Origin of the sequence: Saccharothrix longispora, from assembly GCF_031455225.1 — a bacterium.
GTDB classification, from domain to species: Bacteria; Actinomycetota; Actinomycetes; order Mycobacteriales; family Pseudonocardiaceae; genus Actinosynnema; species Actinosynnema longispora.
The window spans coordinates 2,394,316-2,418,136 of the sequence record NZ_JAVDSG010000001.1 but is presented as its reverse complement, the minus strand read 5'-3'; the positions used below and the strand labels follow the sequence as shown (position 1 = coordinate 2,418,136).

General features: G+C 70.2%; 26 protein-coding genes and 1 pseudogene. 12 read left to right on the top strand and 15 right to left on the bottom strand.

Annotated features, from left to right (window positions below):
• Positions 1–110 precede the first annotated feature (110 nt).
• The 4 genes from J2S66_RS09705 to J2S66_RS09690 all read right to left on the bottom strand — a co-directional run bounded on the left by J2S66_RS09705 (position 111) and on the right by J2S66_RS09690 (position 3,626).
• Positions 111–1,361, bottom strand: coding sequence for a hypothetical protein (locus J2S66_RS09705; protein ID WP_310306396.1), 1,251 nt, complete (start codon positions 1,359–1,361; stop codon positions 111–113).
• A gap of 318 nt (positions 1,362–1,679) precedes the next feature.
• Positions 1,680–2,483, bottom strand: a complete 804-nt coding sequence (locus J2S66_RS09700; protein WP_310306394.1) for a hypothetical protein — start codon at positions 2,481–2,483, stop codon at positions 1,680–1,682.
• A gap of 3 nt (positions 2,484–2,486) precedes the next feature.
• A complete protein-coding gene (locus J2S66_RS09695) occupies positions 2,487–3,002 on the bottom strand; it encodes a hypothetical protein (protein ID WP_310306392.1) in 516 nt (171 codons plus the stop codon).
• A gap of 408 nt (positions 3,003–3,410) precedes the next feature.
• Positions 3,411–3,626, bottom strand: a complete 216-nt coding sequence (locus J2S66_RS09690) for a hypothetical protein (protein WP_310306390.1) — start codon at positions 3,624–3,626, stop codon at positions 3,411–3,413.
• Between the two features lie 594 nt (positions 3,627–4,220).
• On the opposite strand from J2S66_RS09690, the gene J2S66_RS09685 reads away from it, so the two are divergent.
• The 3 genes and pseudogenes from J2S66_RS09685 to J2S66_RS09675 all read left to right on the top strand — a co-directional run bounded on the left by J2S66_RS09685 (position 4,221) and on the right by J2S66_RS09675 (position 6,226).
• The gene (locus J2S66_RS09685) at positions 4,221–4,487 is read left to right on the top strand and encodes a hypothetical protein (protein WP_310306388.1); all 267 of its coding nucleotides are present in this window, start codon (positions 4,221–4,223) and stop codon (positions 4,485–4,487) included.
• Between the two features lie 269 nt (positions 4,488–4,756).
• Positions 4,757–5,579: pseudogene (locus J2S66_RS09680) on the top strand (helix-turn-helix domain-containing protein).
• Between the two features lie 65 nt (positions 5,580–5,644).
• Positions 5,645–6,226 carry a dihydrofolate reductase family protein gene (locus J2S66_RS09675; protein WP_310306386.1) on the top strand — a complete coding sequence of 194 codons (582 nt, stop codon included), beginning with the start codon at positions 5,645–5,647 and terminating at the stop codon, positions 6,224–6,226.
• Positions 6,227–6,324: 98 nt separating this feature from the next.
• Here the strand turns inward: J2S66_RS09675 and J2S66_RS09670 are convergent, their stop codons facing one another.
• The 8 genes from J2S66_RS09670 to J2S66_RS09635 all read right to left on the bottom strand — a co-directional run bounded on the left by J2S66_RS09670 (position 6,325) and on the right by J2S66_RS09635 (position 13,816).
• Positions 6,325–6,993 (bottom strand): Crp/Fnr family transcriptional regulator, encoded by a 669-nt coding sequence (locus J2S66_RS09670; protein WP_310306384.1) that lies wholly within the window; start codon positions 6,991–6,993, stop codon positions 6,325–6,327.
• Positions 6,994–7,746: 753 nt separating this feature from the next.
• Positions 7,747–9,627 (bottom strand): ParB/RepB/Spo0J family partition protein, encoded by a 1,881-nt coding sequence (locus J2S66_RS09665; protein WP_310306382.1) that lies wholly within the window; start codon positions 9,625–9,627, stop codon positions 7,747–7,749.
• A 299-nt stretch (positions 9,628–9,926) separates the two neighbouring features.
• The gene (locus tag J2S66_RS09660) at positions 9,927–10,193 is read right to left on the bottom strand and encodes a hypothetical protein (RefSeq protein ID WP_310306380.1); all 267 of its coding nucleotides are present in this window, start codon (positions 10,191–10,193) and stop codon (positions 9,927–9,929) included.
• Positions 10,194–10,745: 552 nt separating this feature from the next.
• Positions 10,746–11,048 (bottom strand): hypothetical protein, encoded by a 303-nt coding sequence (locus tag J2S66_RS09655; RefSeq protein ID WP_310306378.1) that lies wholly within the window; start codon positions 11,046–11,048, stop codon positions 10,746–10,748.
• A 989-nt stretch (positions 11,049–12,037) separates the two neighbouring features.
• Positions 12,038–12,187, bottom strand: a complete 150-nt coding sequence (locus J2S66_RS09650) for a hypothetical protein (RefSeq protein WP_310306376.1) — start codon at positions 12,185–12,187, stop codon at positions 12,038–12,040.
• 456 nt (positions 12,188–12,643) lie between these two features.
• Complete coding sequence (locus J2S66_RS09645) at positions 12,644–12,766, bottom strand: hypothetical protein (RefSeq protein WP_310306374.1); 123 nt, start codon at positions 12,764–12,766, stop codon at positions 12,644–12,646.
• Between the two features lie 421 nt (positions 12,767–13,187).
• Positions 13,188–13,322 carry a hypothetical protein gene (locus J2S66_RS09640; protein ID WP_310306372.1) on the bottom strand — a complete coding sequence of 45 codons (135 nt, stop codon included), beginning with the start codon at positions 13,320–13,322 and terminating at the stop codon, positions 13,188–13,190.
• A 62-nt stretch (positions 13,323–13,384) separates the two neighbouring features.
• Positions 13,385–13,816, bottom strand: coding sequence for an ATP-binding protein (locus tag J2S66_RS09635; RefSeq protein ID WP_310306370.1), 432 nt, complete (start codon positions 13,814–13,816; stop codon positions 13,385–13,387).
• Between the two features lie 462 nt (positions 13,817–14,278).
• Between J2S66_RS09635 and J2S66_RS09630 the strand changes: the two genes are divergently transcribed.
• The 3 genes from J2S66_RS09630 to J2S66_RS09620 all read left to right on the top strand — a co-directional run bounded on the left by J2S66_RS09630 (position 14,279) and on the right by J2S66_RS09620 (position 16,623).
• Positions 14,279–14,845 carry a hypothetical protein gene (locus J2S66_RS09630; protein WP_310306369.1) on the top strand — a complete coding sequence of 189 codons (567 nt, stop codon included), beginning with the start codon at positions 14,279–14,281 and terminating at the stop codon, positions 14,843–14,845.
• A gap of 64 nt (positions 14,846–14,909) precedes the next feature.
• Positions 14,910–15,308, top strand: a complete 399-nt coding sequence (locus tag J2S66_RS09625; RefSeq protein WP_310306367.1) for a hypothetical protein — start codon at positions 14,910–14,912, stop codon at positions 15,306–15,308.
• 214 nt (positions 15,309–15,522) lie between these two features.
• Positions 15,523–16,623, top strand: coding sequence for a pentapeptide repeat-containing protein (locus tag J2S66_RS09620; RefSeq protein WP_310306366.1), 1,101 nt, complete (start codon positions 15,523–15,525; stop codon positions 16,621–16,623).
• Positions 16,624–16,870: 247 nt separating this feature from the next.
• On the opposite strand, the gene J2S66_RS09615 is transcribed toward J2S66_RS09620, so the two are convergent.
• The gene (locus J2S66_RS09615; protein WP_310306364.1) at positions 16,871–17,131 is read right to left on the bottom strand and encodes a hypothetical protein; all 261 of its coding nucleotides are present in this window, start codon (positions 17,129–17,131) and stop codon (positions 16,871–16,873) included.
• Between the two features lie 372 nt (positions 17,132–17,503).
• Between J2S66_RS09615 and J2S66_RS09610 the strand changes: the two genes are divergently transcribed.
• The 5 genes from J2S66_RS09610 (at position 17,504) to J2S66_RS09590 (ending at position 21,911) form a co-directional block, all read left to right on the top strand.
• Complete coding sequence (locus tag J2S66_RS09610) at positions 17,504–17,662, top strand: hypothetical protein (protein ID WP_310306362.1); 159 nt, start codon at positions 17,504–17,506, stop codon at positions 17,660–17,662.
• Positions 17,663–18,164: 502 nt separating this feature from the next.
• The gene (locus J2S66_RS09605; protein ID WP_310306360.1) at positions 18,165–18,389 is read left to right on the top strand and encodes a hypothetical protein; all 225 of its coding nucleotides are present in this window, start codon (positions 18,165–18,167) and stop codon (positions 18,387–18,389) included.
• Positions 18,390–18,876: 487 nt separating this feature from the next.
• On the top strand, positions 18,877–19,476 hold the full coding sequence (locus J2S66_RS09600) for a hypothetical protein (protein ID WP_310306358.1): 600 nt from the start codon (positions 18,877–18,879) through the stop codon (positions 19,474–19,476).
• Positions 19,473–20,657: a PrsW family intramembrane metalloprotease gene (locus J2S66_RS09595; protein ID WP_310306355.1), complete on the top strand. Its 1,185-nt coding sequence runs from the start codon at positions 19,473–19,475 to the stop codon at positions 20,655–20,657. The genes J2S66_RS09600 and J2S66_RS09595 overlap by 4 nt, the downstream gene beginning before the upstream one ends.
• 426 nt (positions 20,658–21,083) lie before the next feature.
• Positions 21,084–21,911: a DUF6766 family protein gene (locus J2S66_RS09590; protein ID WP_310306354.1), complete on the top strand. Its 828-nt coding sequence runs from the start codon at positions 21,084–21,086 to the stop codon at positions 21,909–21,911.
• Here J2S66_RS09590 and J2S66_RS09585 read toward each other — a convergent pair.
• Positions 21,826–22,206 (bottom strand): anti-sigma factor antagonist, encoded by a 381-nt coding sequence (locus J2S66_RS09585; RefSeq protein ID WP_310306352.1) that lies wholly within the window; start codon positions 22,204–22,206, stop codon positions 21,826–21,828. The two genes, J2S66_RS09590 and J2S66_RS09585, sit on opposite strands and share 86 nt — an antisense overlap.
• Positions 22,207–22,591: 385 nt before the next feature.
• Between J2S66_RS09585 and J2S66_RS09580 the strand changes: the two genes are divergently transcribed.
• A complete protein-coding gene (locus J2S66_RS09580) occupies positions 22,592–23,518 on the top strand; it encodes a PfkB family carbohydrate kinase (RefSeq protein ID WP_310306350.1) in 927 nt (308 codons plus the stop codon).
• A 78-nt stretch (positions 23,519–23,596) separates the two neighbouring features.
• Here the strand turns inward: J2S66_RS09580 and J2S66_RS09575 are convergent, their stop codons facing one another.
• Positions 23,597–23,803 carry a hypothetical protein gene (locus J2S66_RS09575; protein ID WP_310306348.1) on the bottom strand — a complete coding sequence of 69 codons (207 nt, stop codon included), beginning with the start codon at positions 23,801–23,803 and terminating at the stop codon, positions 23,597–23,599.
• Positions 23,804–23,821: the final 18 nt, after the last annotated feature.

Below are 23,821 nucleotides of genomic sequence, written 5' to 3'. Positions count from 1 at the left end.
GCGTCCGGCCGCACCAAGCAGGCCACGACCGCTCACCACGCACAGCACGGCCCCACCCGACCTGGACCGGGTGGGGCCGTGCTGTGCATGCCGACACCCGAACTCGCCGCCTACCTGACCAGGGCCATGGCGCGCAGGGCGAGGTCGTCGAGGGTGTCGGCGCGGGCGGGATCGGCCACGGTCTGGCTGTAGCTGGTGATCGCGTGGGCGATACCCGCCGCGGTGGGCTGGGCAGCGGCGATGAAGTGCCGCAGCACGCCTTCGCGCTCAGCCTCGGTGAACCCCAACTCGCGGCCCAGCACCTGCACGGTGGCCTGCGGCTCGGTGACCGGCGCCCCGGCCTGCTCCTCCAGCGTCGCCACCTGCCGGGCCAGGAACGCCGGCGAGAGCCACTCGCGGACGTGGTCGCGGGCCTGCGCGGCGATGACGTCGAGCTGCTTCTTGACGGTGTCCTGCGACCAGCTGATCGTGCCGCCCTCCATCCGCTGCCCGAGGTGGACCTTGCGGAACGCCAACGCGGGCAGGGTCAGGCCGTTGCGGCAGATCCGCACGAACAGCTCCGGCTTGAGCGTCACCGACCCGGAGCCGACCTCGGAGTTGGAGAACCGGAACCCGGCGAAGACCACCGGCTCCGAGCCCGGCTGGTAGCCCTGGCCCTCGGCGGCGGCCAGCCGACGCCCCGTGTCGAGGTCGGTGGTGACGCGCTGCCGCTCGGCCTCCAGCTCGGGGTTGGCGAACGGGTTGCGGTAGCCGGCCAGCAGCTGCGGCGCCAACCGCTCCACCGTGGGCGAGTAGACCTTGCAGTGCATGGAGGAATCGGTCAGGTCGCAGGAGCGGATCTCGACCTGCGCGTCGGCCTGGCGGATGCCGTCGAGCACGGCGGTGAGCAGGTCGAGGTTGTCGACCATGCCGAACCGGTCCGACAACAGCGCCCGCAGCACGCCCGCCTCGCCGTCCTGGCCGCGGAACAGGCGCAGCAGGAACGACCGGGAGTCGGCCGGGTGGATCGTGGTGACCGTGCCGTCGGCGCCGCGCTTGGACTTGCCGTGCAGCAGCCCGTTGACGTTGGCGTCGAACAGGTCCGGCCGTTCGGTGCGCATGAAGCGCAGGTACTTCGAGCCGATGCCCAGCTTGGCGGCGATCGTGGCGTCCGCGGCCGCGGTGGGCACGTAGAGGCCGTCGACCAGAGTGACGCCGTGATCGTCGACGACCGGCTCGATCCCGGACAACTCGACCGCCCCGCCGCGGGCGCGCAGGGCGGTGGCCGGAGCGACCACGTCGATCTTGGCGGCGTTCTGGGTGCGCAGCATGGACAGCATGTGCTCGAAGCCGGCGTTGCGCACGGTGGTGGTCAGGAACACGGGGAACTCCATTCCGGAGGGCCACGCCCACACCATGGCGTGGGCGTGGCGTATGCGGTCGGGTGAAAGCGGTGGTGTGAGGGCAGTGGTGTGCTCGCTCGCCGTCACCTGATGTGCCGGCGGTCAGGTGCGCCCCGGTGTCGGCGGGTCGGCGCAGCCTGCCGTGACGGCGGCAGGAAGGGGCCACGCCGCGCGGTATGCGGCTTGCCCCCTTTCGCCGTCGCCGCGGCAGGCTGCGCCGGCCCGCCGACGAGGGGTGGACAGCGGCGCTGACAGGTGTCGACCAGGGAAGAAGGCGACCGGTGTGGTGTGCGGCGGTCAGTCGCAGTCGCACTGCGCGGCACCCGCGCTGGTGACGAAGACACAGTGCGGGATGTGGGACCTGGTCAGGATGACGCCGCCGTCGGCGCGGCGGATGACGATCAGCGGGTGGCCGTCGCGATCGGCCCGCGCGAACTGCTCCGGATGAAGGTGCACCGGGTCGACGCCGTGGCCCTGCACCGTGCCCATCAGCGTCTGGAGGATGTCGAGCAGGTCCGGCCCCGGCGTGCCGAGGGCTTGTGGTGGTGCGGCCTGCTCGAAGCGGGCGAGCAGGCCGCCTTCGCAGGCCGACAGGTCGATCCCGGTGCCGGGTCCGAGCCGCTCGGCCAGATCGCGCAGGGCCCAGCGCACGAGGTACTCCGGCTCGGGATGGTCAGTGCCGATCCGGACGCTGTAGACGCCGTGGGCGAGCAGGGAACCACCGGGACGGCGACGCACGGCCAGTCGCAGCTTCCGGGCCGCGGTCGACGGCTCGTCGTCGAGGTCGACACCCAGCCAGTGGAACCACTCCCCCAGCAACTCGACGGCGTCACCGCCGGACACACTGCGCTCCGGATCGTCGTCCTCGAGGTCCTTGTACCGGCGCAGCAAACGCATCACGGCCGCGCCCTCGACGCTGTCGGGATCGAACCCGACAGCCCCGGAAGACCCGACAGCGCCGAAAGGGGTACCGGCGGTGTCGAACGGGTCGTGATGTCCGCGATCCCCGTCGTCGATGCGCGCGTGCCCGTCGAACCCGACGGATCGGGAGTCGTTCCCGGCTTCCGGGTTCTGCCCGGCGGGTGGATGCGACTTCGCCATGCGCTACACCCCCACCGGGGAGAACATCGGCAGGAGGTATGCCTGCGACGCCGGGATCAGGTCGATGATGTCGCGCTCAGCGGTCCACTGTTCGACGAACCGCAGGTGCACGGCCAGCCACACACGCACAGAGCGGGGCAGGACGTCGGTGGCCGCCCGGTGGCCGGTGCCGCCGTAGAAGGTCATCAGGATCCCGCCGTCGTGCCGCCACGCCAGCTCGGCACCGATCCTGGTCGGGATGGAGGCCAGCTCGGCGGGGTGCCACGGCGCGCCGTACGCGGTCCACTCCTCGCCTCCGATCACATGCGGCTGAACCACCAGCCGCAACGGCTCGTCGTGGCCGACCATGCTCCCTTTCGGACTGACCGGGCGGACCTGCCGGCACACCGGGCAACGCCCGTGGATCGACGTCGGATGGCCGTCGGCTCGCGGGCCGATGCTGTTCTCGATCGCGGCCGTGCGGCTGCCCGGGCAGCGGACGGTGTCGACGAACAGACCGGCCGAATTCTTGAGGCGCATACCACTATTCCTCACTCGCACACCACCCCCGGATTTCGCGGTCATCGGGACGGCGTGGCGGATCACGTTGTTTGACGGAGCACCCTTCAGCGACACCGGATGACCGCGTCGTGACTGTGACTCGACGCCGTTCGACCGTGCTTTCGCAGCGTTGTCGGCGCCGTGCCCCGGTGCGGTGGGGCGCACTCGGATGGCGTCCGTGGCGGGGCAAGGGGGCAAGCCGCATCTTTTCCGCGGCTTGCCCCCGGCCCGACGCGGACGCAGAGTGCGCAAGCCCCACCGCATCGGGAGTCCGACGTCGACGCCCGGCCCGACACCCCTTCCCGAGGTGCGGCAGTGCCGTGTTCCGTCGACTCCCGGACAGGCAAGCGGTGCCGTGCAATCCCGGCAACGGGGCGGCTGCCCGGGTCAGCTGAGGAGTGACCGGCGTTCGTGCAGCCGTAGGCCGCCGCTGGTGAGCGTGACGCTCATGATCGCCCACCGGCCGTCGACGGCGTGCCCCTGCAAGGCGCTCTCGCCGCAGAGCAGGTACGCGACCGCCGACAGCTCGTAGCCGCGGGCTTCCTCGTCCTCGACCGGCCGCCACGACCGGTCGAGGACGGACCGCGCGCCGGCACGGCCCACAGTCGCGTGTGGCGCAGAAGATGGTCGAGCATGCGCATCAGGCCAACACCGATACCGCACACGCAGCCCCTAGACGCGCCCGAAAGGCGCTGCCCCCGTCGACGCGCGGGGTGGGCCGATCATCCGGACAGCTTGCGCGCCCAACTCGCCGATGCCGGCAACAAGTCGGCGCGCGAACACCGAGGACACCGCGATTTCTGCGATGCCCTGGTCCAGGCGATGGCCGCACTGCCGAAACACGTCCCGGTGGACTGCGTATCTTGGCGGGTGGACGTCGCTTGCACTGGATTGGTCGCCCCGTAACTCCGGCGCATCTCCGACTCTGAGGTACGCGCAGTTCCGTTCTGGCGGAACAATGCGTACGGCCAACTGGTGTCCGCAGTTCAACAGCACAGTGGAAGATCAACGGACTTGCACTGTGGTATCCGCCCTCCAGCGAGGAACGGCTGCCACCGCAGGTCAGGGGTGTGCTCGAGCTGTCGGAACGAATGGCTGAGACCTCACACGCGCGTCGGGCACCGACTGGGCCTGAGCGCGGCTGTCACGTGAACTCGACACGGACTTGTTCGCGGCAGGCATGGACGGCCCGATCCGATGGTCGAGGACATCGCGGTGATCCCGATGGGCGTCGATGTCGGGGCCACCGCACCGCGTGCACTGGTGGGTCACGTCGTCGACTCGAGTCCTGGCGTGTTCGCGCGCGGTGTACGTGCCACCGGACACGATGCTTTCGGCGAGGCGCTCGGCGTTCTCCTGCCCGGCGAGTACGACCAGCTCCGACGCGCCACCCTGGTCGATCGGGGCAGCCGGCGGTCCGTCGGCATGCCGCGCGGTGCCAGACGGTCGCCAACGTCCCTGTAGTGCCGAGTCCAGGGGTGTTTACGGGCCTATGCAGCAGGGCACGGTCACGCGGCGGAGGGTGGTCAGCGCCACCCGCACACGGGCGGCGCTGGAGGGCCGGGAATTCCCCTCTTCCACGCAGCACGCGTATCCCACGTACATGTCCGCGGCCGGGCGTTCGCCCAGGATCGGTGCCGGCTCGATCCCCGGTGGCAGTGCGGTTGGACCGTCCCGGCGCGCGATGCCGGTGGGGCATCGGCGATGCTGTGGGCGTGCAGTACATGTCCAGAGTGCCGCGGCCGCCGCTGGACGGGCTGATCGACGACCTCTACTACCTGGAGGGTGCGCCGCCGTATGCCCGGCTGACGCTGCCGCCGGCGCCGGCGGCGTTGCTCATCGTCAACCTCCGGGGCGCCGTTTCGCATCCGCGCCGGCACCGACGTCGAGACGGCCGAGTACGCCGACGGCTGCGTGGTCGCCATGCGCACCCGCGCGGTGGACTTCGGCTACCCACTGTGGACCCGGTCCGTGGGCGTGCACGTCAAGCCGTGGGGGTTGGCGCCGTTCCTGCCGATGCCCGCGGCCGAGCTGTGTGACCGGCCGGTGGCGGTGGAGCAGGTGTGGGGTCGGCCCGCCGTGGCCGAACTGCGGGACCGGCTGGCCACGGCGGACGGGCCGCACGAGATGCTGACGCTGCTCGAGGAGGAGCTGATGCGACGGCTGTGCGGGACCGCCGGCCTGGGGTTGGTCCGCCATGCGAGCAGCGTCATCGCGGCGACCGGCGGGGCGGTGGCGATCGGCGACCTGAGCGTGGCGGCCGGTGTCAGCAGCACTCATCTGGCACGGCGGTTCAAGGAAGTCGTCGGCGTCACGCCGAAGCGGCTGGCCCGCACCTACCGCTTCGCCGCCACGGTGTTCGCGATCGACCCCGCCGGACCGGTCGACTGGGGCGGCCTCGCCGGTGGCGCGGGCTACTTCGACCAGGCGCACTTCGGCCACGAGTTCCGGGCGTTCACCGGGCTCACGCCGACCCGGTACGTCGAAGTCCGGCGGCGGTTCCTGCGCGAACATCCCGGCCACGTGCTGGACGGCTGGCCGCTGCCGGCCGATTGATTTCCTACAAGAGCGACAGCTCACGACACGCTAATTTCAGACCACCCGAAGCAGAGGAGAGCCCTGTGGGCAAGGTGGTCATGTACGGCTCGGTGTCGGTGGACGGCTTCATCGCGGACGAGCACGACCAGCCCGGACCGCTGTTCGACTGGTTGACGGGCGGCGATGTCCCGTTGGACGACAGCGGAGCGTTGAAGGTCTCGCAGACCTCCTACGACTACACCCGGCCGTACTGGGACCGGATCGGGGTGACGGTCGCCGGTCGCCACGTCTTCGACCTGACGGACGGCTGGGACGGGAAGCCCCCGAGCGGGATCGACCACGTGGTCGTCGTGACGCACCGGCCGGCGCCCGAGGGCTGGGCCCCCGAGGCGCCGTTCCACTTCGTCGACGGCGTCGAGGCGGCCGTGGCCAGGGCGCAGGAGCTCGCGGGTGACCCCGTGGTCGAGGTCGCCGCCGGCGACGTCGGTGGCCAGGTGCTCGCGGCGGGCTTGGTCGACGAGGTGCGTATGGACGTCGTGCCCGTCGTGTTCGGGTCCGGTAAGCGCTACTTCGGGTCCGTCCACGCGCAGCACCTGTTGGAGGATCCCGACGTGGTGATCCGGGGCAACCGGGTGCTTCACCTGCGCTATCGGGTGCGCCGTTGACCGTGCCGCAAGGAGCGTGGCGGTGAGGGTGGGCAGGGGGTCGGTCAGTCCGTGCGGGGACGCGGTGTGGACGTCGGTCATGACGGTGCCGAGCGCGATCAGCGCGTTCGTCGCGCGAGGCGTTGCGGGTCGAGGATGAGCACGGTCTTGCCCTCCAGGCGCAGCATGCCGCGGTGGGCGAAGTCGGCCAGGGCCTTGTTCACCGTCTCGCGTGCCGCGCCGACCAGTTGTGCGAGTTCTTCCTGCCGCAGGTCGTGGGTGACCTGGAGCAGGCCGCCGTCCTGGCTGCCGAAGCGGTGCGCGAGCTGGAGCAGGGCTTTGGCCACTCGGCCGGGCACGTCGTTGGCGATGACGTCGGTGAGCGTCGCGTTGGTCCGGCGCAGCCTGCGCGCCAGGGCCTGCAGCAGGTGCTCGGCGAGTTCGGGCCGGTGGGTGATCCACTGCCGCAGGGCGGGGCGGTCGATGCTCAGGGCGTGGACCTCGGTGACCGTGGTGGCGGTGCAGGTGCGCGGGCCTGGATCGAAGACGGACAGCTCGCCGAACAGGTCGGTCGGTCCGTGCAGGGTGAGCAGGTGCTCGCGGCCGGTGAGGGTGCGGCGGCTGGTCTTCACCTTGCCGGTCTGGACGAGGTAGAGCCGGTCGCCCGGTTCGCCTTCGGTGAAGATCACGTGGCGTCGGGGGAAGACGACGGGGTTGTTGACGGCTTCGATGGCGGAGCGCACCGGGTCTTCGGGCGACAGGTGGGTGGCGGGTCGGGTAGCGGACATCGTGCGGCTCCAGGTTCGGTTGCGATACGTGTGGGCGAGGTGCACACCGCGGGCGAGCGGCACGGCCGGGGAGTGTGCTGTGCCGGTCGCCCGCGGTGTGTCGGGCTGAGCACGTCCCCCCGCGCACCGGGTCGGAGGACCGGGTGGACGCTGCCCAGTGGATGACTCGTCGCGAGACGGGTGACGTGTTGGGCGGTGTCGCGCCGTAGGTGCTGGGCGCTGATCTGTGGCGTTCCGGTGATGTGTGCCCGCGCGCGTCGCGCGGACATCCGGGGGTCAGTGGGTGTGCCGAGGTGCTGCCCGCGCCGGTGCGAAGGCGGCGGCGGTGGGACGTGGCACGTGCTCGTTCGGCGAGCGCGTCGTGCGGCATATCCACGGCATCGGCGGGCAGGATCGCCCGGCGCTGCACCGCCGTGACGCGCGCGCGCAGGGCGCTGAGGTGAGGTGTGTTGGTGGGCGGCGATGCCGTCGACCCACGCGAGCCGGCAAGCCGCGGCATGCCCCAGGGCGGCGGTGACTTCATCGGCGGCGTCGGTCCCACCGTCGAGCCGGTGCTCCAGTGCGGTGAACCGGATTGTGGGGGGACGTCACCGCCGGTGCGGCAGTCCGTCCGGGTCGCGTGCGCGCCGGGGTCGTAGTCGGGCAGGCCGGCCGCAGACGGACCTCCTGCACGATCGGTCGGAAGGTGATCCGAGTGCGGTCAGGCCCGCGCCGGCGATCGGTGCGGGCCTGACCGGTGGAAGCGACGAGCGCTCAGGCCGCCGGGGCGTCCCCGATGTCGGCGGGGACGAGGTGGGGCCACTTGTCGTGGTCCAGCTCGGGGTTGTTGACCAGCTGTTCGATGTGGGAGAGCGGGTAGCCCAGCGCGTCGAGCAGCGCGAAGTAGAAGCGGGTGTCCTCGCTGGGGCGCCGCCAGCTGGCGTCGGCGCTCTTGTCGGTGTAGCCGAGGTCCCAGTGCTGTTCGCAGGCACCGACGACCAGAGCGAGGCGGATCAGGATCGCCCGCGGCTCGGTGGTGTCCTTCCTGCGCAGCTGCACCGTGATCGGGTGCAGTTCCCGCCGGTGGTCCTTCGATTCGCCCAGCGTGAGCAGCGTGCAGGCGTAGCGGTGCAGGGGTGCGGCGTCGCTGAGGTAGTCGCCGGCCAGCACGTCGGCCAGCCCGAGCCAGTGGTGCACCCGCGCCGGCAGCGTGATGTCCTTGGCCTTGAGCTTCGGGCTCGTGCGCTCGGCGAAGTACTTCCTCAGCCATGCCCGACGGTCGGTCTTGGCGTCGCGCCACCGCTTGTTGTTCTCCTCCGCCCGCTTGCGCTCACCGGCCTTGAAGGCGCTGTCGGGTTCCGGCCGCGCGGTCCGCGCGGTGCGCAGGACGTGACCGTGGGCGGTGTAGTCGGTGCAGACGTAGTGGATGTCCGGCTCGGGCCTGTCGTACTCGTGCTCGACGCAGGCGGCGTGACCGGGACAGCCGGCGTGCTCGGTGGCGGTGAGGGCGCGCTCGGCGTGCTCGGCGGCGAGCAGCTCGTCCAGGTAGGCCACCCCGTCGGTGTCCGGATCGACGACCGGCACACCGTCGGCCCGCAGACGCTCCTGTACCTGCGCGATCTTTACCGAGGCGATCGTGTGGTGACCGTGCCGCGTGAACTCCGCACAGAAGTGCGTGACCTCCACCTCCAGGTCGCGGTCGACCCAGACGGCGACCGCACGTCCCGGGCAGTCGCCGTGTCCGGTCGGGTCGAGCGCGGTGGCGTCCTCGCCGGTGCACAGCTCGTCCAAGGACGCGCAGTCCTCGGGCAGGCCGCTCGTGCTCTCGACGATCGCATAGCCCAGCCCGGTGAACCGCGCCACCTCCTCGGCCAGCGTGGCGCGCTGCGCGCGCTCGCGCCGCAACTGCCCGAGAGTCCACTCGAAGTTGCGCGGATCGCGGGTGAGGACCTCCAGCAACGTCTGGTGCGCCTGCTCGTCGCCGTCGAACTCCGCCAGCTGCGCCATGGTCAGCAGGTCGGTGCCGGGCAGGGCCTCGCTGGCGGCACGCGTGCGCGGGTTGGACGCGACCGCGAGACCGGCCTGCACACGTTCGATCTTGCGGGTCAGGGTCTGCGCGATCTCTGCCTCGCCCATGCCGGACAGGGACAGCTGCTGGTAGAGACCGGCCTCTTCGGCCTGGGTGTAGCCCTCGCGGTGGATGTTCTCGATGCCCTGCGCCACCAGCACGTCCCGGGTCGTGCCGGGCGCGTGGACCAGGACGTCGATGAGCAGCTCGGGGTTCTCCAGCTCCTTGACCGCGATCGCGGCGGCGGTGCGGTGGAACCCCACGAGCACCCGCAGCGCACCGTCCACCGGGTCGGGGGCGACGTTGACGATCGAGACCATCGGGTTCAGGCCGTGCTCGGTGACGGATGCCACCAGCTCGGGGCGCTTAAGGCGGATGTCGCCGACCTCGCGGGTGTTGCCCTGCGCCCGCAGCTCGCGCGGGTCGACCCCACGCTTCAGGTACGGGTAGGCCGGCTCGACCTCGACCTCGACCTCGACCTCGACCTCGGGCGGCGCGGCGACGCTCATGGCGTCCTCGACGGTGGCAGAACCCTCAGGGGCGGAGTCGGGGATGGTGTCGCGCTCGGCGACAACGTTCACGGTCATCGTGAAAGCTCTCAATCCAGGTGTGCGGGCATGGCGGTGCCCTGATCGCAATACGGATGTGTTGGTGCAGGAGAAAGGCGACGCCCCGGTGGAGGACGGCGGTCGCCGGCCGGGCGCCGGTGGTGCGCCCGCCGCGATGCTCCGCGAGGAGGTGTGGGTGTCCAGCGCTTTCTGCTGGACACCCACACCTCCTGCGGTGCACGCTGGGCGGTGCACACCGGTGCCCGGCCGGCGTGCACACCCCCGCTCACGCCATGGATACAGGGTGTGCGATCGAGGTCCTTACGGCGCGGCGGTGGTCAGGCGTTGGCCCAGCCGAAGAACAGCCAGTCGGTCACCTCGGGCGACCCGGCGGTGGTGACGGTGGCGGTGCTGCGCCCGTCGACGTCGATGCCGCCGTCGCGTCGAGGACGGCACAGGTCGATGCGGGCCTGCACGAGGACCTCTCCCCCGCCGAAACGACCCTCGACTGTGGCCAGCGTCGCCGTCCTCTCGTCCGGGCAGCCGTCGGCGCGGGCGGGAACGGAACGGCCGGTCAGCGTGCGGCAGCCGCGCACGGCGAGCACACCGGCCGGGCCTCCCAGGGTTGTCGATCCTGCTGTCCCTGGCCTCGATCAGCTTGCGTGCCAGGACTTCGGCGCCGTCCTCCGACAGCGGTGCGCCGTCGATGACGACGCATTCGTCCTTCTCCGCGATCGTGCCGGTGTCGCCGGCGTGGCCGTGGTCGTACTCGGTCTGCTCGACGGCCTACCGGAGTGCGGCCTGCACGTCGACGCGCTTGGCGTAGGTGATGAAGACTTCTGCGCCCGTCGAGTTCTCCTTGACTGCTGTGGTTCGGTGGCAGGCCCGATGTGCCTAATCGACGGGGATCGGCACTGGTCGGGCTTGCCGCGTGCCGTGATCCGGCGGGACGCGCTCGCTCGGCGTCGACGGTGGGCGAGGGCGGCAAGCCCGCGGGTGTCGTTCCGGCGGAGCTTGCGCTCCGACCGGTGGTGGCGCAGCGCGCGTGGCGGCCCGCCGGATCGCGGGGCGTCGAGATGAGGAGGGCGGGGGTTCGCCGAGTCGTGCCGGACTTCCTCGATCAGGCGGTGATGCGGTGGTCGACCGGGTGATGCCGGTCAGGTGGGCACGATCAGCGCCGTCTGGCCGGCCAGCGCATCGGCGAGGCGCCGCAGGGTGTCGAAGCCTGTCATGGGGTGGAGGTTTGTGCCTCTGTCGCCGTAGGGCGAGGTGCTGTGGTGCCAGTTCGACGGGTCGTTGTCCACGACCCATGACCACTCGCGGGCGGCGGTGAGCACCTCAGCCACGGCGAAGGACTGCCGTTCGTCGCTGCCACGCCCGATCCGTACTCGGATCGTGTGTTCGCCGCGGCGGGCGAAGCGGACCAGGGTGTAGCGGTGGCGATCCGGGTCGGTGCTCAAGGTCTCGTGGAGGTGGACGAGTTCGTTCGGCGCGTCGAGCCAGTCGCGGACCGCGGTCAGCGCGTCGAAGATGTGCCCTGACCGGCCGTCCGGGTCCTGCTCCTGGTAGTCGGCATTTCGGTGGCCCAGTTGTAGTCGACAAGAGCGCTGATGAAGGCGACGATTTCAGGTGGGGCGATCCTGGTGGACTGGTGAGTATTCGACATAGGTTGTCTCCGGGCGACGTGCGGATGGAATGCCCGGCCGACGTGATTCCGCAACTGCCTGCAGCCGACCCGGAAGACTCGATGATCGGCTGTCCGGAACTGCTCGATATCGACATGACGCGGTCGAGCGATCGGCGAAACCGCCTTGTCGGTGGGGCGCACTCGTCAGGCGGTACCGTCGGGGCGTGGGGGCAAGCCGGTGCTTTCGTGGCTTGCCCCCACGCCCCGTGGTGCCGCAGAGTGTACGACCCGCCGGCGAGGCGGTGAGCGGCCAGTCTTCCGGGTGCGCGCATCCATGTTTCACGACAGGCGTTACCGGGTGGCGGATGTGAATTTATCTCCGCGAGATCATGTCTGGTTGTGGAGTGTTCGCCATCGTGCCGCCAGGGCTGTTGCGGCCAGGACGCCGATGGCTCCGGCGGCGTCGGTGACAGGGGTGCGAGTAGTTCGGCGGTCAGTCCGCCGAGGGCGACTCCTTGCTCCTTGGGTGGCCTGCATGGCGGTGATGGCGAAGCCGACGGCCTGGCCTCGGTGGGCGTCGAGTGCGCGCAGCACGAAGCTGGAGTTGGCCACGACGTGGTAGCTGGAGGCGGCACCGGATAACGCGAACAGTGCCACGACCACCGGTAGCGGCGGCGAGTTGGCCAGGCAGCCGCCCGCAACTGCGGCGACAACAGCCCCAGGTACAGGGTGAGCATGGTGACCAGCAGCAATGGCGCACTCCAGGGCTGGGCTGCACCGTCACCAGGGTGACGGAGCAGCCCAGCCCGATGGCCTCAGCGATCAGCAGTCAATCCGACGCCGGCCCCAGCGCCTTGCGCGCGAGCTGATCGGGTTGGAGCCGATGACCGCGCCGACCACCAGCGTGTAGTTGACCAGCCGGTAGATCACTCCGGCCGTCACCAGGGCGATCGCGCTCAGCGGCCCGTCCAACGCCGTGACCAGCGGCTGCTGCCTCTTCCGGTGTCGGAGGACAGCGGGCGAGGCGGAAGCCGGCGCGACCGGAAGGGGTGGTCACCGGTGCGCCGATCCTGCGGGTCAGCCGCGGTGGACGGTGTTGAGCGCCACGCGGTGCGCGGCGTAGTTGCAGGCCAGTCGTGCACGGTGCCGGGTGCCCGGTGCGGAACCTCGGCAACGGCCCACGTGGTCCACAGGGCGGCGAGGTAGAGGGAGAAGCGTCAAGCGCGGCGTCCCGGTCGACGCCGTGGAGGCCGGGCAGGCTTGCGGTGAGGTGCTCGGCGTCGGCGGGCCGGTGACCCAGGTCGGGTGAGCCGGGGGCGAGGTCCGGGTGGCGGCCGGGCAGGTGTTCGAAGACGACCAGCAGCCAGTTCAGGCCCTCGCCGTCGGCGACGTCACGGCAGTGGATCACGGCCGAGGCGGGATCAGGGATCAGGGATCGGCGGTGGCCTCGGTGCGCAGCCATCGCATCCGCGGCGAGCGCCCCCGTACCCCTTTGAGGAACACGCGGCGCCCGTCGTGCAGGTCGAGCACGACGACCAAGTCGCTTCCCACGCTCCGGTCGATCTCCTCGACCGCGCCCGCCACGTCCAGGTCGGCGTCGATCGCGTCGCGGACCGGCGCGGGCAGCGTGTCCCACGTCCACCGGTCACCGAATCTCCCGTTCTCGTATGGGTTCAGCTCCCGCCGGTGCGGTTGCCGCTGTTCTCGGTGCCGTCGGCGCCGTCGGCGGGGCAGTTGCCCTCCTCGTGGCACAGCTCGCACTGCGCCGCGGCCGACCACAGCTTGTGCCGGCACGCTCGATCGCCCCACCGTACGGGGCAACACCGCCGCACAGTCGACGGCGCTCAAGTGCGCGCGTCGGGATCGTCGGGCACGCGGTGGACGAACCGCCCTCCACCTCCAGACGGAATGCTTGGTACAGGCGGGTGTGCAGCAGGAAGGCATGCCTGCCCGGGTCGACCAACGGTGACGTCTACAACCGCGGCGCGCCCGGCCCGGTCCCGCGCGCGCAGCCGCCGAGGAACGCCAACGCCTGATCCACCACACGCACGGCCAGCGGCTCGTCGACGTCGTCGCGGACCGGCCGGTGGAACACCTCGGGCGGCACGAGATCACGTCCGGATCAAAGCGCCGTCGTCATTGGGCAGTGCGACGCCCGGCGAGGTGTGGTCAGGCCGGTATGCGCAGGCGGGCCCAGACGACCTTGGCGTTGTCGGTGCGACGCACGCCCCAGTCGCTGCTGAGTGCTTCGACCATTTTCATGCCGTTGCCGCGGTTGGGGCCTGCCGTCGAGGCGCCGATCCGCGGGGCACGATCGGTGGAGGCGTCCCGGACCTCGATGAGGAGTTCGTATCGGGTGTGGCAGCGCACGCTGAGGTGGTGGGGTTTGTCGGCGTGGTCGCAGGCGTTGGCGACGAGTTCGTGGCAGACGAGTTGCGCGTCCTGGACGAAGTCCTCACCGAACCGTTGCAGCAGGCTGCCGACCTGGGCGCGCATCACCGCCAGGCTGCCGCACCGCACCGACGTGTCCAACGACAGTCCGTCGCCCTCATCGCTGTCTTCCCCTTCGGGTGTTTTCTCCGGCTCGAAGCGGGAAGTCATGGACGCGAACCCCTTTCCGGGCGGTGGCGCGGTCACCGTGGAGTGACGGTTCAACTTCGGGTTACCCTGCGGTCGCCGTACGTACGCCTCGTGGGCAGGGATGAGTCGATCACGCTGGCGGCGAGACCTCGTGCCGCTCAGGTCATCGACAGCACCGGCACTGCGCCCGTCGTCACCAGTTCGGCCACGCGGACGTGCGCGGTGTGGGCGACAAAGATCGGACACGGTTGGTTGCCAAGATGCCCCGGACACCGACCGCCTGGACCGGGTAATCGATACAAGCCCACCACGGCCGATCACCATGGGTCAGTGACACCCGGCAGTGCGGACCCGCTGCAACGAAATCTGCGGTTTCGCACCCGTGGGGCGCATACGGAAAGTGTCATCGCATTTCGCCCGTTCGGCACGCCACCGGGTGATTACAGTGTGAATCCGGTCGAGCCATGGAAGTGGGGTGCTCCGATGAGGACGGCGAAGCTCGGAAAGCTGGTGTCGGCGGCGCGGCGGTCCTTCGCGGGCGTCGTCGTCGCCATGTCGGTGGCGTTCGCAGTGGCGACCGCAGCACCCGCGGCCCAAGCCGTGGACGTCGAGTTGCTGTCGTGCACGGGCAGCGGCGCCAACACCTACCAGCCGGGAGTCACCGCGCAGCCCAGGGTCGTCTCCATCACCTCCAGCGCGGACTACGGCTCGTGCGTCTCGAGCGGATCGCCCACCATCACCTCCGGCGGGTACGCGATCACCGCGAACGGCCTGGTGTCGTGCCTGGGTGGCGGCGTCTCCATCACGGTGACCATCGCCTGGAACACCGGTGAGACCACCACCGTGGCCGCGGTGGGGCTGGTCGTGCTGCGCCCCGCCAACGAGGTCGTCGTGGTCTACCAGGGCACCGTGACCGCGGGCCAGTTCACCGGAGCCGCCGTCGTGATGACCGCGGCGCTGCTCAACACCACACCGGCGCAGTGCCTCACCCCCGAAGGCGTCACCGGCACCAGCGGCCCCGCCAACATCACCATCACCCAGCTCGGCTGACCCGACCTCCCTGCCAAGGAGTACTTGCCGTCCATGTGCGGAGCCTTGGGGTCGTCACAAGAACATGTCGCCCGTCGCATCCGAAGGTGAACACGTCGACGGGGTGCGGGACGAGGCGTTCGTCGCCGAGCACACCGCGGGAAAACCTTTCTACATCGCGATCTCGTACCTATTGGTGAGCATGGAATGCCTGATCGGCGCCGCCTACACCAAGCGGGTCCAGGCCGCCGGACTGACGGGCGCGGCGCGTCCGGCGATGGGCAGACTGGACGCGGAGTTCGCCGACTGGCGCATCGGCCGCTTCTTCCACCACGCCCGACTCTGGGTGGGCCGGAGCTTCGCGCTGGACTACACGCCCAAGTCGTTGGAGAAGGTCCGGGACGGGAAGCCCTGGCATGCCGCACGCGCGACACGAGCGGTGATCAAGGACTCCGCGTTCGGGTTGGTGTCGCGGCGCACCTGATCTGGCGGGTTCTCACAGGATGTGGCGGCGGCCGAGCCACGCTCCGCCCCACCTCAAGTCTGCGGTATTCCAGCCCGACTGGCGAGCGGTGTAGGTCACGTTCGCCAGTCGGACGCGTAAGGCTCGGGTGCTCCGCAGCGATGACATGTGCGTGAACGATCACTTAGCGAACTCCGGTCGACGATCTGTCGTTCTCGCGGGAGCGGGAGCGGTGATGCTGCTGGCAGCGGTATCGACGGTCGCGGACTGGATCAACTGGGCCGATGTGGGGCGCTGGGTACTTGGTCACGTTGTGTCGCTGCTGCTCGGTGGAGGCGCAGTGGCACTGCTGGGTGCCGCTGTCCGTGAGATGCCCCGGTTCCGTCGTGTTCGAAGGGGCCGAGAGGTTGAGGGCGGTGGATCGCCTGCCGAACCGAGGGCGGAACGCGAGGTCACGATCGGTCAGACGATCACCTCGTTCACTGCGATCGGAGCACTGCTGTTTACCGGCGTACAGGCTTACTTCACCCGAGACCAGGTCACCGCCGCTCAAGAACAAAGCTGGGCTGCTTTACGGCAGAACGAAGTAAACGAACAGGTCCAGTACACCGACCGCTTCGCGAAGGCCGTCGAACTTCTCGACCAGTCGGGCCCCGAGCACCTCCAAGGCAGGCTGGGTTCCGTTTACGCCCTGGAGCGCCTCGCCAGGGACTCTCCTCGTGACCAGCCCACCATTGTCGAAGTCCTCTCCGCTTTCGTTCGAACCAACAGCCTCCCCAACTCGACAACCTGTCCGTCGCCTCAGCCGTTGACCGCCGACACCCGCGCGGCACTCACCGTCCTCGGGCGACGTAATCGCGATCACGATAAGGACACTCGCGTCGATCTGTCAGCGATGTGCCTGAACGGCGCAAACCTGGTCGGCTTGAACCTCTCGAACGCGAATCTCTCCGGCGCGAACCTCAACGGTGCGACCTTGGTTCGCACATACTTGTCCAATCCGAATCTGGGAAACGGAAACCTAGGTGATGTAAACCCGGCTGCGCGATTTGGTGAGAGCTTACGCGGCGCCGACCTGGTCTACGCGGAACTGCGCAGCGCGAACTTGCGCGACGTAGACTTGTCTGGCGCAGACCTCCGCAATGCCGACCTCACCGATGCGAATCTAAACGGCGCGCACTTGACCGGCGCAGACTTGGCTGGCGCAGACCTGCGCAGCGCGGACTTGACCAACGCGAATCTGACTGACACGGACCTGACCAACGTCGTCCACGACCCGAAGACGATCGTTGAGGGGACCATGACCGATACCAACACCATCGGACAGTGGTGGTGACTCATGTCTGTCCGCGAATCACGGTTCAGGTGCATTGCCCACTGGAGATCACAGTCTTGGTCCGGCTGCCGTTGCGCACGTTGGTCGACTCGCGTCCAGATTCGCGCGGTTCTTCTCGTGCCCGAGGTACTCGGTCATCTCCTCGGCCAGCGGTACGGGATCGGTCATCAGATCGGTGGCCCGGACCGCGCTGCACGCAGCGGCGTGCCGGTGTGGATGTCGGGACGTCGTCCCGTGCCGTCGGCACCTACCCGGAGGTGACCGCCCGGGTGGTGGCCGGGATGGTGTCGGCCCGGCGGACGAGCGGGCACTGCGGGCAGAGGGGCCACGAGCACCAGGTGTGGCGGCCGGACGACGCGGGCACGCACAGGGCGCCGCACACGGCCCGCAACCGCCTGCCGAGATGCCTGGATCTGTGGGCCGAGGCGTCGGCGGCCACGAGGCGGCGCTGTTCGGCGAACACGCCGGGCGAGCAGGTGACGTCACGGTTGGCGTATCCCCCGCGCACCTGGTGCCGGTCGCTCCGGTCCCCGGCGCGGGCGTGGACCGACTGGTGGGAGGGCCAGCATCGGTACCGGTCTGCGTCGTGCTGTGCTCGCCGGTGCGGTGCGCCGTGGCATGGGTGTCGTCACGCCGGTCCGGCACGGTTAATGCGCCCTGGATGTCCGATGCGAGCCTGCCCGGCGAGCCCCGGTGTCGGCCAGTCGGAGCAGCACAGCCGGTCATACCGTGCTGATCGACGCCATGGCGGATGACAGCCGTGCCGTGAGCACTTTGAGGTCTTGGACTTTGCACGGCCTCTACCTGCCTGGATGGAGTTCTCGGCAGGCACAGGATCTTCGGGCGCAAGGTCGTCCTGCCCGTGGGCACCGTGCGGCACGTGGACCATCGGGAGCGCAAGGTCCACGTCGACCGCACCAAGGAGCAGATCAGGAACGCGCCCGAGTACGACCCCGAAGACACCGACCGCGAGGGTCACCGCCGGCTCACCGGTGACTACTACAGCGAGAGCTACCGCCTCGTGCCGCCGATCCTCTGACCGGGTCCGGATGCCCGCTGCCCGCCGGCCCAAGGAGGCGGCGGGCACCGGCGTGCGGTCAGGTCAGCCATTGAGACGACGGCGAGCAGTTCCGCCCTGCTACTCACCCCGTCCGGCACAGCTCCCTGCCCGGCCTGCCCTTCCCCCGCGCCCGCCGACCAGCTGCCCGGCAACGACGAGGTCGCCGACCACCCGCCACCTACGCCGAGCACTTCGTCCTCCCCGCGTGGACGGGCACGGGCGCGCGGCTGCGGCGCACTGGCCCGCCGCCTCCCCCGGTTGCTGCACCGGCACCGACTGATCACACCCGACACTCCCTTGCGGTTGCACCGGAACCGGCCGCGAAGGAGCGGACCTGCCACGACCGGACATCCGCCGATCGACAGCGTCCTGACGGTGTCGCTCGAGCGGATGGCCCGGGCGAACAGCGGCTGGATCTACTGCGCCCCAAGGCGAACTGCTCGAACTCGGCCATCGGGTAGGTGCGTCGACCATCCGCCGCGTGCTCGGACTCCTGCGCATCCCGACCACCCCGAACGCGACACCGTTCCTTCCTGGCGACGGTTCCTGCGCGCAGGCCGCGAGCATGCCGGCCCGCGACTTTGTCCGCGTCGGCTGCGCCGTGACGCTCAAGCGGGTCTCCGTGTTCTTCGTGCTGGAACTCGCCACGCGCTACGCCCACATCCTCAGCACCACCACCAAGCCCGACGGCCCTTGGAAGACGTGACGAGCCCGCAACCTGCTCATGCCCTCGGCGAACGCGTCGATGAGTTCCGGTTCCTCGCCCGCGACCGGGCCGGCCAGTTCACCGCCTCGTTCGGCGCCGTCCTCGCCGACGCCGGTGACGAACGCCGCCTGCCGCGGTGCTGGACCGCCATGCACCCCCGCGACCGGGTAGAAGCCACGCCTGCCGCCGGTCATGACGTGCCCGACCCGAGCAGGCCCCCGGCACGGCGTCGAACACCGCAGGCGGGTGCCGGCCGCCCGCGGCGGGATCGTCGCGGATGTCCTCACGGGAGCACGGATGCGGGCGGAACCGGAGGCCGAGCACCCGACCCACCTGTTGGACGGCGTACGCGACATCCACCCGTCGCTGCTCGTGGGACGACAGCAGTCACAGAAGGTGAGCGGAGCCCGGTTCATCATGCAGGTGGTGACCGTCCGTGCACATACTCGTTCGTCGCAAGGCGGCTCGACCCCCCGGAGGTGGCGGTATGACCAGCGCGAACAGCCCCAGTGCGGCGGAACTGCCCGACCTGCCCCGACGCGAGCCGTACCGGACGTGGTGGGGGTCATTGATCGTGGTGGCGGTCATCGTCCTGTTCGTCGGCACGCTGGTGCTCGTCGACGACAACACCTCCGGGGCCGAGGCGATCGAGCCCGGGACGACGATCGAGGTCGGCGATGGCGTGACCTACGTGCCCGCCGACGGGTGGTCGGTGATCCGCGAGGGCACCACGCCGGGCAGCACGTCCCAGGTGGCCGGTCAGGGCGCGACGTTCACCGTGGCCGTGAGCGAGTGGGAGGGGACGACCGCCGAGGAGGTCGAGCGCACCAAGCGCGGCATCACCGCCGACGGCTCGATCCGATTGACCGGGGACGGCGCCTCCTTCCACACCGACGGCGGGCTCACCGGTATCGCGCTGGCCTACGTCGGCCCGCACCTGCAGGGCCGGGCGTGGGTCGCGGTGGACGAGCAGTCCGACGTGTCCGTGGTCGCCTACGGGCCCAGCGCGGCGGAGACCTACCAGCAGACGGCCGGACAGGTCGACGAGATGGTCAACAGCATCCGGATGACGGGAGCCCGCCCGTGAGCCAGGTCAAGCACGCGAAGGACACCCCCGGCTTCCTGGCCCCGATCGGTGTCGACAGCTTCTTCCAGCCCCGGCGCGTGGCGTTCTGGGTGATGGTGTTCTTCATCGCCAACGGCCTGTTCTTCGAGGCCACCCAACTGCTCACGGCTTACCGCATCGTGCCCACAGCGGTGCTGTTCGGCATCGTGGTGTGGACCCTCTACACGATTCCCGTGCTGCTGTTCTTCCGGTCGCTGGACCTGTTCGAACAACACCCCCCACTGGGGTACGTGCTGGCCTTCGCCTGGGGCGGCTTCGCCGCGACCTACCTGGCGATCTCCGCCAACAGCGCCATCTTCTCGCTGGCCTCCAAGGTGGGCGGTCCGCAGTACTCGGCCGACTGGGGGGCCGCGCTGGCCGGCCCGAGCGTCGAGGAGACGCTGAAGGTCCTCGGCGTGGTCTTGTTGGTGCTGGTGGCGCGCAACCAGTTCCCCACGTTGCTGTCCGTGGTCGCCACCGGGGCGATGGTCGGGCTGGGCTTCCAGGTCCTGGAGGACCTGTCCTACTCCATCAACACCGCCATCGTGTTCCCGAACGACAACGAGGTGCTGCCCGTCGCCCTCATGCTGGGCACCCGCGGCATCATCAGCGGCATCTGGAGCCACGCGATGTACACCTCGATCTCGGCGTTCGGCATCGGGTACTTCCTCACCCGCCGGCACAAGCCGTTCACCCAACGCCTGGCGGTGGCGGTGGCGGCGTTCGCCGCGGCGTGGACGCTGCACTTCTTCTGGAACTCGCCGTTCTTCACCGACCTCGGCTTCCTCCCCTCGGTGCTGATCAAAGCCATCCCGGTGGCCGTGGTCGGCTACCTGATCTGGCGGCTCGCCGGCAAGGAGGAGGGCATCTACCTGAAAGTGCTCGCCGACCATTTCGTCGCCGACGACCTCGTCACCCCCGAGGAGCGCGAGGCCCTGCCGTCCCTGCGACGCCGCCGTCACGCCCGCACGCAGGTGAAGAAGGCCAAGGGCCGCACAGCCGCCAAGGCACTGCACGAACTCCAACGCGAACAGGTCCGCCTGGTCATGCACCACGGCCGCTACGGCGCGGGAACCAAACTCGCCGACCACGAATACGCCGTACGCCGCGCCCGTGCCCGGCTCAATGCCATGACCAGCGGACACCACGTGGAACCACAGTAGACGTGGACGAGGTGCACCTTCACCGCTGGCACGGCGGGACGTGTACCCACGCTGTGATCGACTGGCACGGCATGACGGTCGGCCATGTCACCCCTACCGACCCACTCAGCGTGACCAACGTGTTCGCCCTACTGCGTCCGCTCTCCACGACCGGCCGGGACAAGGACGTCGGGATCCCGCACCACGGCATCGGTCCTGGGACGACACCCGGGCGCCGCCCGGCGGGTCCTGGCGCAGTGGACCACGTGGTGCCCTGGCCGGACCAACTCCGGCGAGGAGACCCACGTCCCGGCGACCTCTGCCGTCGAGGTCGACGAACGCCACCGTCACGGGCGCTGTCGCGCCTCCGGGTCGGGTCGGGGTCCCTCGGCCGGGCGACAGCGCGTTTCCACCGCAACCGGGACAGCGAACCGTGCAGGACGCGACGTGCCCGGCCTCGGGCCACGGGCCGCCACTCCCCTCGTGGCCGGTGGTCTGCCGTTGGCCTCTGCGGGGATCAGGGGTGTCGTACGCAGGGAGGGGTCCGTGGCCGGTGAGGAAGCGTGTCTCGGCCGTGGTGCGTTCCTGGGCTCGTGGGGAGCGCAGTCCATCGCCGGGCGCAGCGCCTACAACAACGAGCAGCTGGTGATCTTCCAGGACACCGTGACGTGGTCGGAGTACCCGGCGTTGCCGGACTTCTGGAACAGGTCGCTGCAGAACCGGCAGTCGGAGTTCCTGGCCATCGGCTCGATCGTGGTGTTCAGCGTCCACCTGCGCCAACGCGGCTCGTCGCAGTCCAAGCCGGTGGGCAGCCCGCACACCAACATCGACGGGAACGGCTGGTCGACAGCGCGGGGCCGCGCCCCGTCGCGGTGGTTCCCGTCCTTTCGGGGTGGCGGGCCGGCGCGAGGACTCCCTACCCCTGCCACCGACCCGCCGGCACGCCGGCAAGGCGAACGCCTTCCCGCCACACCGGTCGCGTCATCCGCGAACGCCCGCCGCCGCTCGACGGGGCGCCACGAGGGACGTCCGGTCTCTTCGCGCCCCCGCGGAGGAGCGACGGAAGTGGCGGGGGGCTGTTGGTTGGACCCCCGGCCGGCTCCACCTAGAGCGGGTGCTCGCGAGGTACCCGGCAGCTTCGGCTGCAAACGCCGACCGTCGAGCACCACTGGTTGGCCGCAGCGGTCGATCAACCGTCGCCCCGGTCGGCGGGCACGCCCGTCGACAGACCTCGCAGCGCCGCCACGGCGTGGTCGACGTCCGGGCGCACTATGAAAACCTCGTTCACCCCGGTGATGTCCAACGGCTTGAGCACAGCGCGGTGACCGGCGACGACGGCGAACACCACACCGCGCCTGTCGGCGTGCTGAGCGGCTTCGGCCAACAAGGCCAACCCGGTGGACGCCAGGAATACCACCCCGGTCAGGTCCAGCACGGCCACCGGGACCGCGGTCTCCAGCCACCTGAGCAGCTCGTCGCGCACCCTGGGCGTCGTTGCCGCGTCCATCTCACCCGCGACGCGCAACACCGGCACGTCACCCCGCACGCCGGCGGACACCGATGCGTTCACAGCCGATCCGTCTTGACCCACCGAGCACCTTTCCGAAAACCCGATCCAACGACGACGGGCTGGCTGTTCAACCCGGTACGAGCGCGTCGACCACGGCAACGACCACTTCCCGTCGGGGAATTCCTGTCGTCACCGCCACGTGACCGACCACACCAATGGCGGAACACCTCACGGGGTCGTGGGCGTGCCGGCTCCACCGCGTACTGCGCCACCGCAGCGACGGCGGCATGGGGAACGCCTGCCGCTCGACCCCACGACCCCGCGCCGCAGGTGAAGGTCCGGCGGGTGGGCTGGGCGCGCACGACCACGTATGCCGGCGCTGCACCGCGCCCGACGAGAGCCCGCATGCGCGTCGGAAACCGACGAATCGGGTAGATCATCCGGTATGACGACGGGTCGTGTGGTGGTGTTCGCGCCGTCCCCGGAACTGACGGTGACGATCGAGGAGGTGCGGGGCGCGCCGGACATCCACGTCCACGCCGGCGGCCAGGGCGTGTGGCAGGCGCGCATGATCGAATCCCTGGGCGGCGAAGTGGTGCTGTGCTCGGCCCTGGGCGGCGACACCGGCCGCCTGCTGCGCCGGCTGATCGGTTTCCCGCTGGAGGTCCGCGAGGTCGCCGCCCGCAACGGCGGCTACGTGCACGACCGCCGTGACGGCGACCGCGACGAGGTGGTGCGGATGCCCGCCGACGCCCTGACCCGCCGCGAGTCGGACGAGCTGTGCGAACTGACCCTGGCCGTGGGGCTCGACGCGGGCGTGGTCGTGCTCGGCGGGCCCGCCGAGCACGACCACCCGGTGCCCGACGCGGTGTACGAGCGGTTGACCCGCGAACTGGGCGGCCACGGCTGCCGGGTCGTGGTCGACCTGTCCGGCGGGCGGCTCGCGGCAGCCCTCAAGGGCGGCCCGGAAGTGGTCAAGGTCAGCTACGACGAACTGGTCTCCGACGGCTACGCCGACTCCGACGAGCTGCCCGACTTGATGCGGGCGTGCCACGCGATCGCCGGGTCGGGTCCGCGGGCGGTGGTGGTGACCCGCGCCGAACAGGACACGCTCGCCCTGGTCGACGGCCGGTTCTTCCTGGTCGATGTGCCCGAGCTGACGCCGGTGGACACCCGCGGCGGCGGTGACTCCATGGCCGCCGGACTGGCCGTCGGACTCACGCGGGGCATGTCGCTCGACCAAGCCCTCCGGCTCGGTGCGGCGGCGGGCGCGCTCACCCTCACCCGGCACGGCCTGGGCTCGGGCGGCGGCGAGACCGTGCGCCACCTGGCCGAACGCGTTCGCCTCGAGCACGTGGACGACGAGCGGTGACGGTCACCGCGCGGCTGCGGCTGCGCCGGGGACCATCGACGTCGGCGGCAGCCCGATCGGCGTGGGACGCCGTCGTGGTCAGGCGTCGTCGCGGTCGTCCCCGGGCTTCGCGGGATCGTCCCGCCGGTCGTCGGGCGAGGACGGGTCCGGTTCGCCGAGCCCTTCCTCCTGCTCGGTGGCGGGCTTCGCCTGGCCGGCGCGCACGGCTTCTTCCCCGGGTCCGGCTCCGGTGATGTCGTCCATGCCGGTCCGGTACCCGTCTTCCCGGCCGCGAAACGCGGGCATGCCCCGGACCGGCGCGGC

Excerpts from the sequence above, each read along its gene's own strand:
- J2S66_RS09700 (WP_310306394.1), bottom strand. The coding sequence starts at position 2,483 with ATGGCGAAGTCGCATCCACCCGCCGGGCAGAACCCGGAAGCCGGGAAC.
- J2S66_RS09695 (WP_310306392.1), bottom strand. The coding sequence starts at position 3,002 with ATGCGCCTCAAGAATTCGGCCGGTCTGTTCGTCGACACCGTCCGCTGC.
- J2S66_RS09685 (WP_310306388.1), top strand. The coding sequence starts at position 4,221 with ATGGTCGAGGACATCGCGGTGATCCCGATGGGCGTCGATGTCGGGGCC.
- J2S66_RS09670 (WP_310306384.1), bottom strand. The coding sequence starts at position 6,993 with ATGTCCGCTACCCGACCCGCCACCCACCTGTCGCCCGAAGACCCGGTG.
- J2S66_RS09665 (WP_310306382.1), bottom strand. The coding sequence starts at position 9,627 with ATGACCGTGAACGTTGTCGCCGAGCGCGACACCATCCCCGACTCCGCC.
- J2S66_RS09635 (WP_310306370.1), bottom strand. The coding sequence starts at position 13,816 with ATGACTTCCCGCTTCGAGCCGGAGAAAACACCCGAAGGGGAAGACAGC.
- J2S66_RS09630 (WP_310306369.1), top strand. The coding sequence starts at position 14,279 with ATGAGGACGGCGAAGCTCGGAAAGCTGGTGTCGGCGGCGCGGCGGTCC.
- J2S66_RS09625 (WP_310306367.1), top strand. The coding sequence starts at position 14,910 with ATGTCGCCCGTCGCATCCGAAGGTGAACACGTCGACGGGGTGCGGGAC.
- J2S66_RS09620 (WP_310306366.1), top strand. The coding sequence starts at position 15,523 with ATGCTGCTGGCAGCGGTATCGACGGTCGCGGACTGGATCAACTGGGCC.
- J2S66_RS09600 (WP_310306358.1), top strand. The coding sequence starts at position 18,877 with ATGACCAGCGCGAACAGCCCCAGTGCGGCGGAACTGCCCGACCTGCCC.
- J2S66_RS09580 (WP_310306350.1), top strand. The coding sequence starts at position 22,592 with ATGACGACGGGTCGTGTGGTGGTGTTCGCGCCGTCCCCGGAACTGACG.
- J2S66_RS09575 (WP_310306348.1), bottom strand. The coding sequence starts at position 23,803 with ATGCCCGCGTTTCGCGGCCGGGAAGACGGGTACCGGACCGGCATGGAC.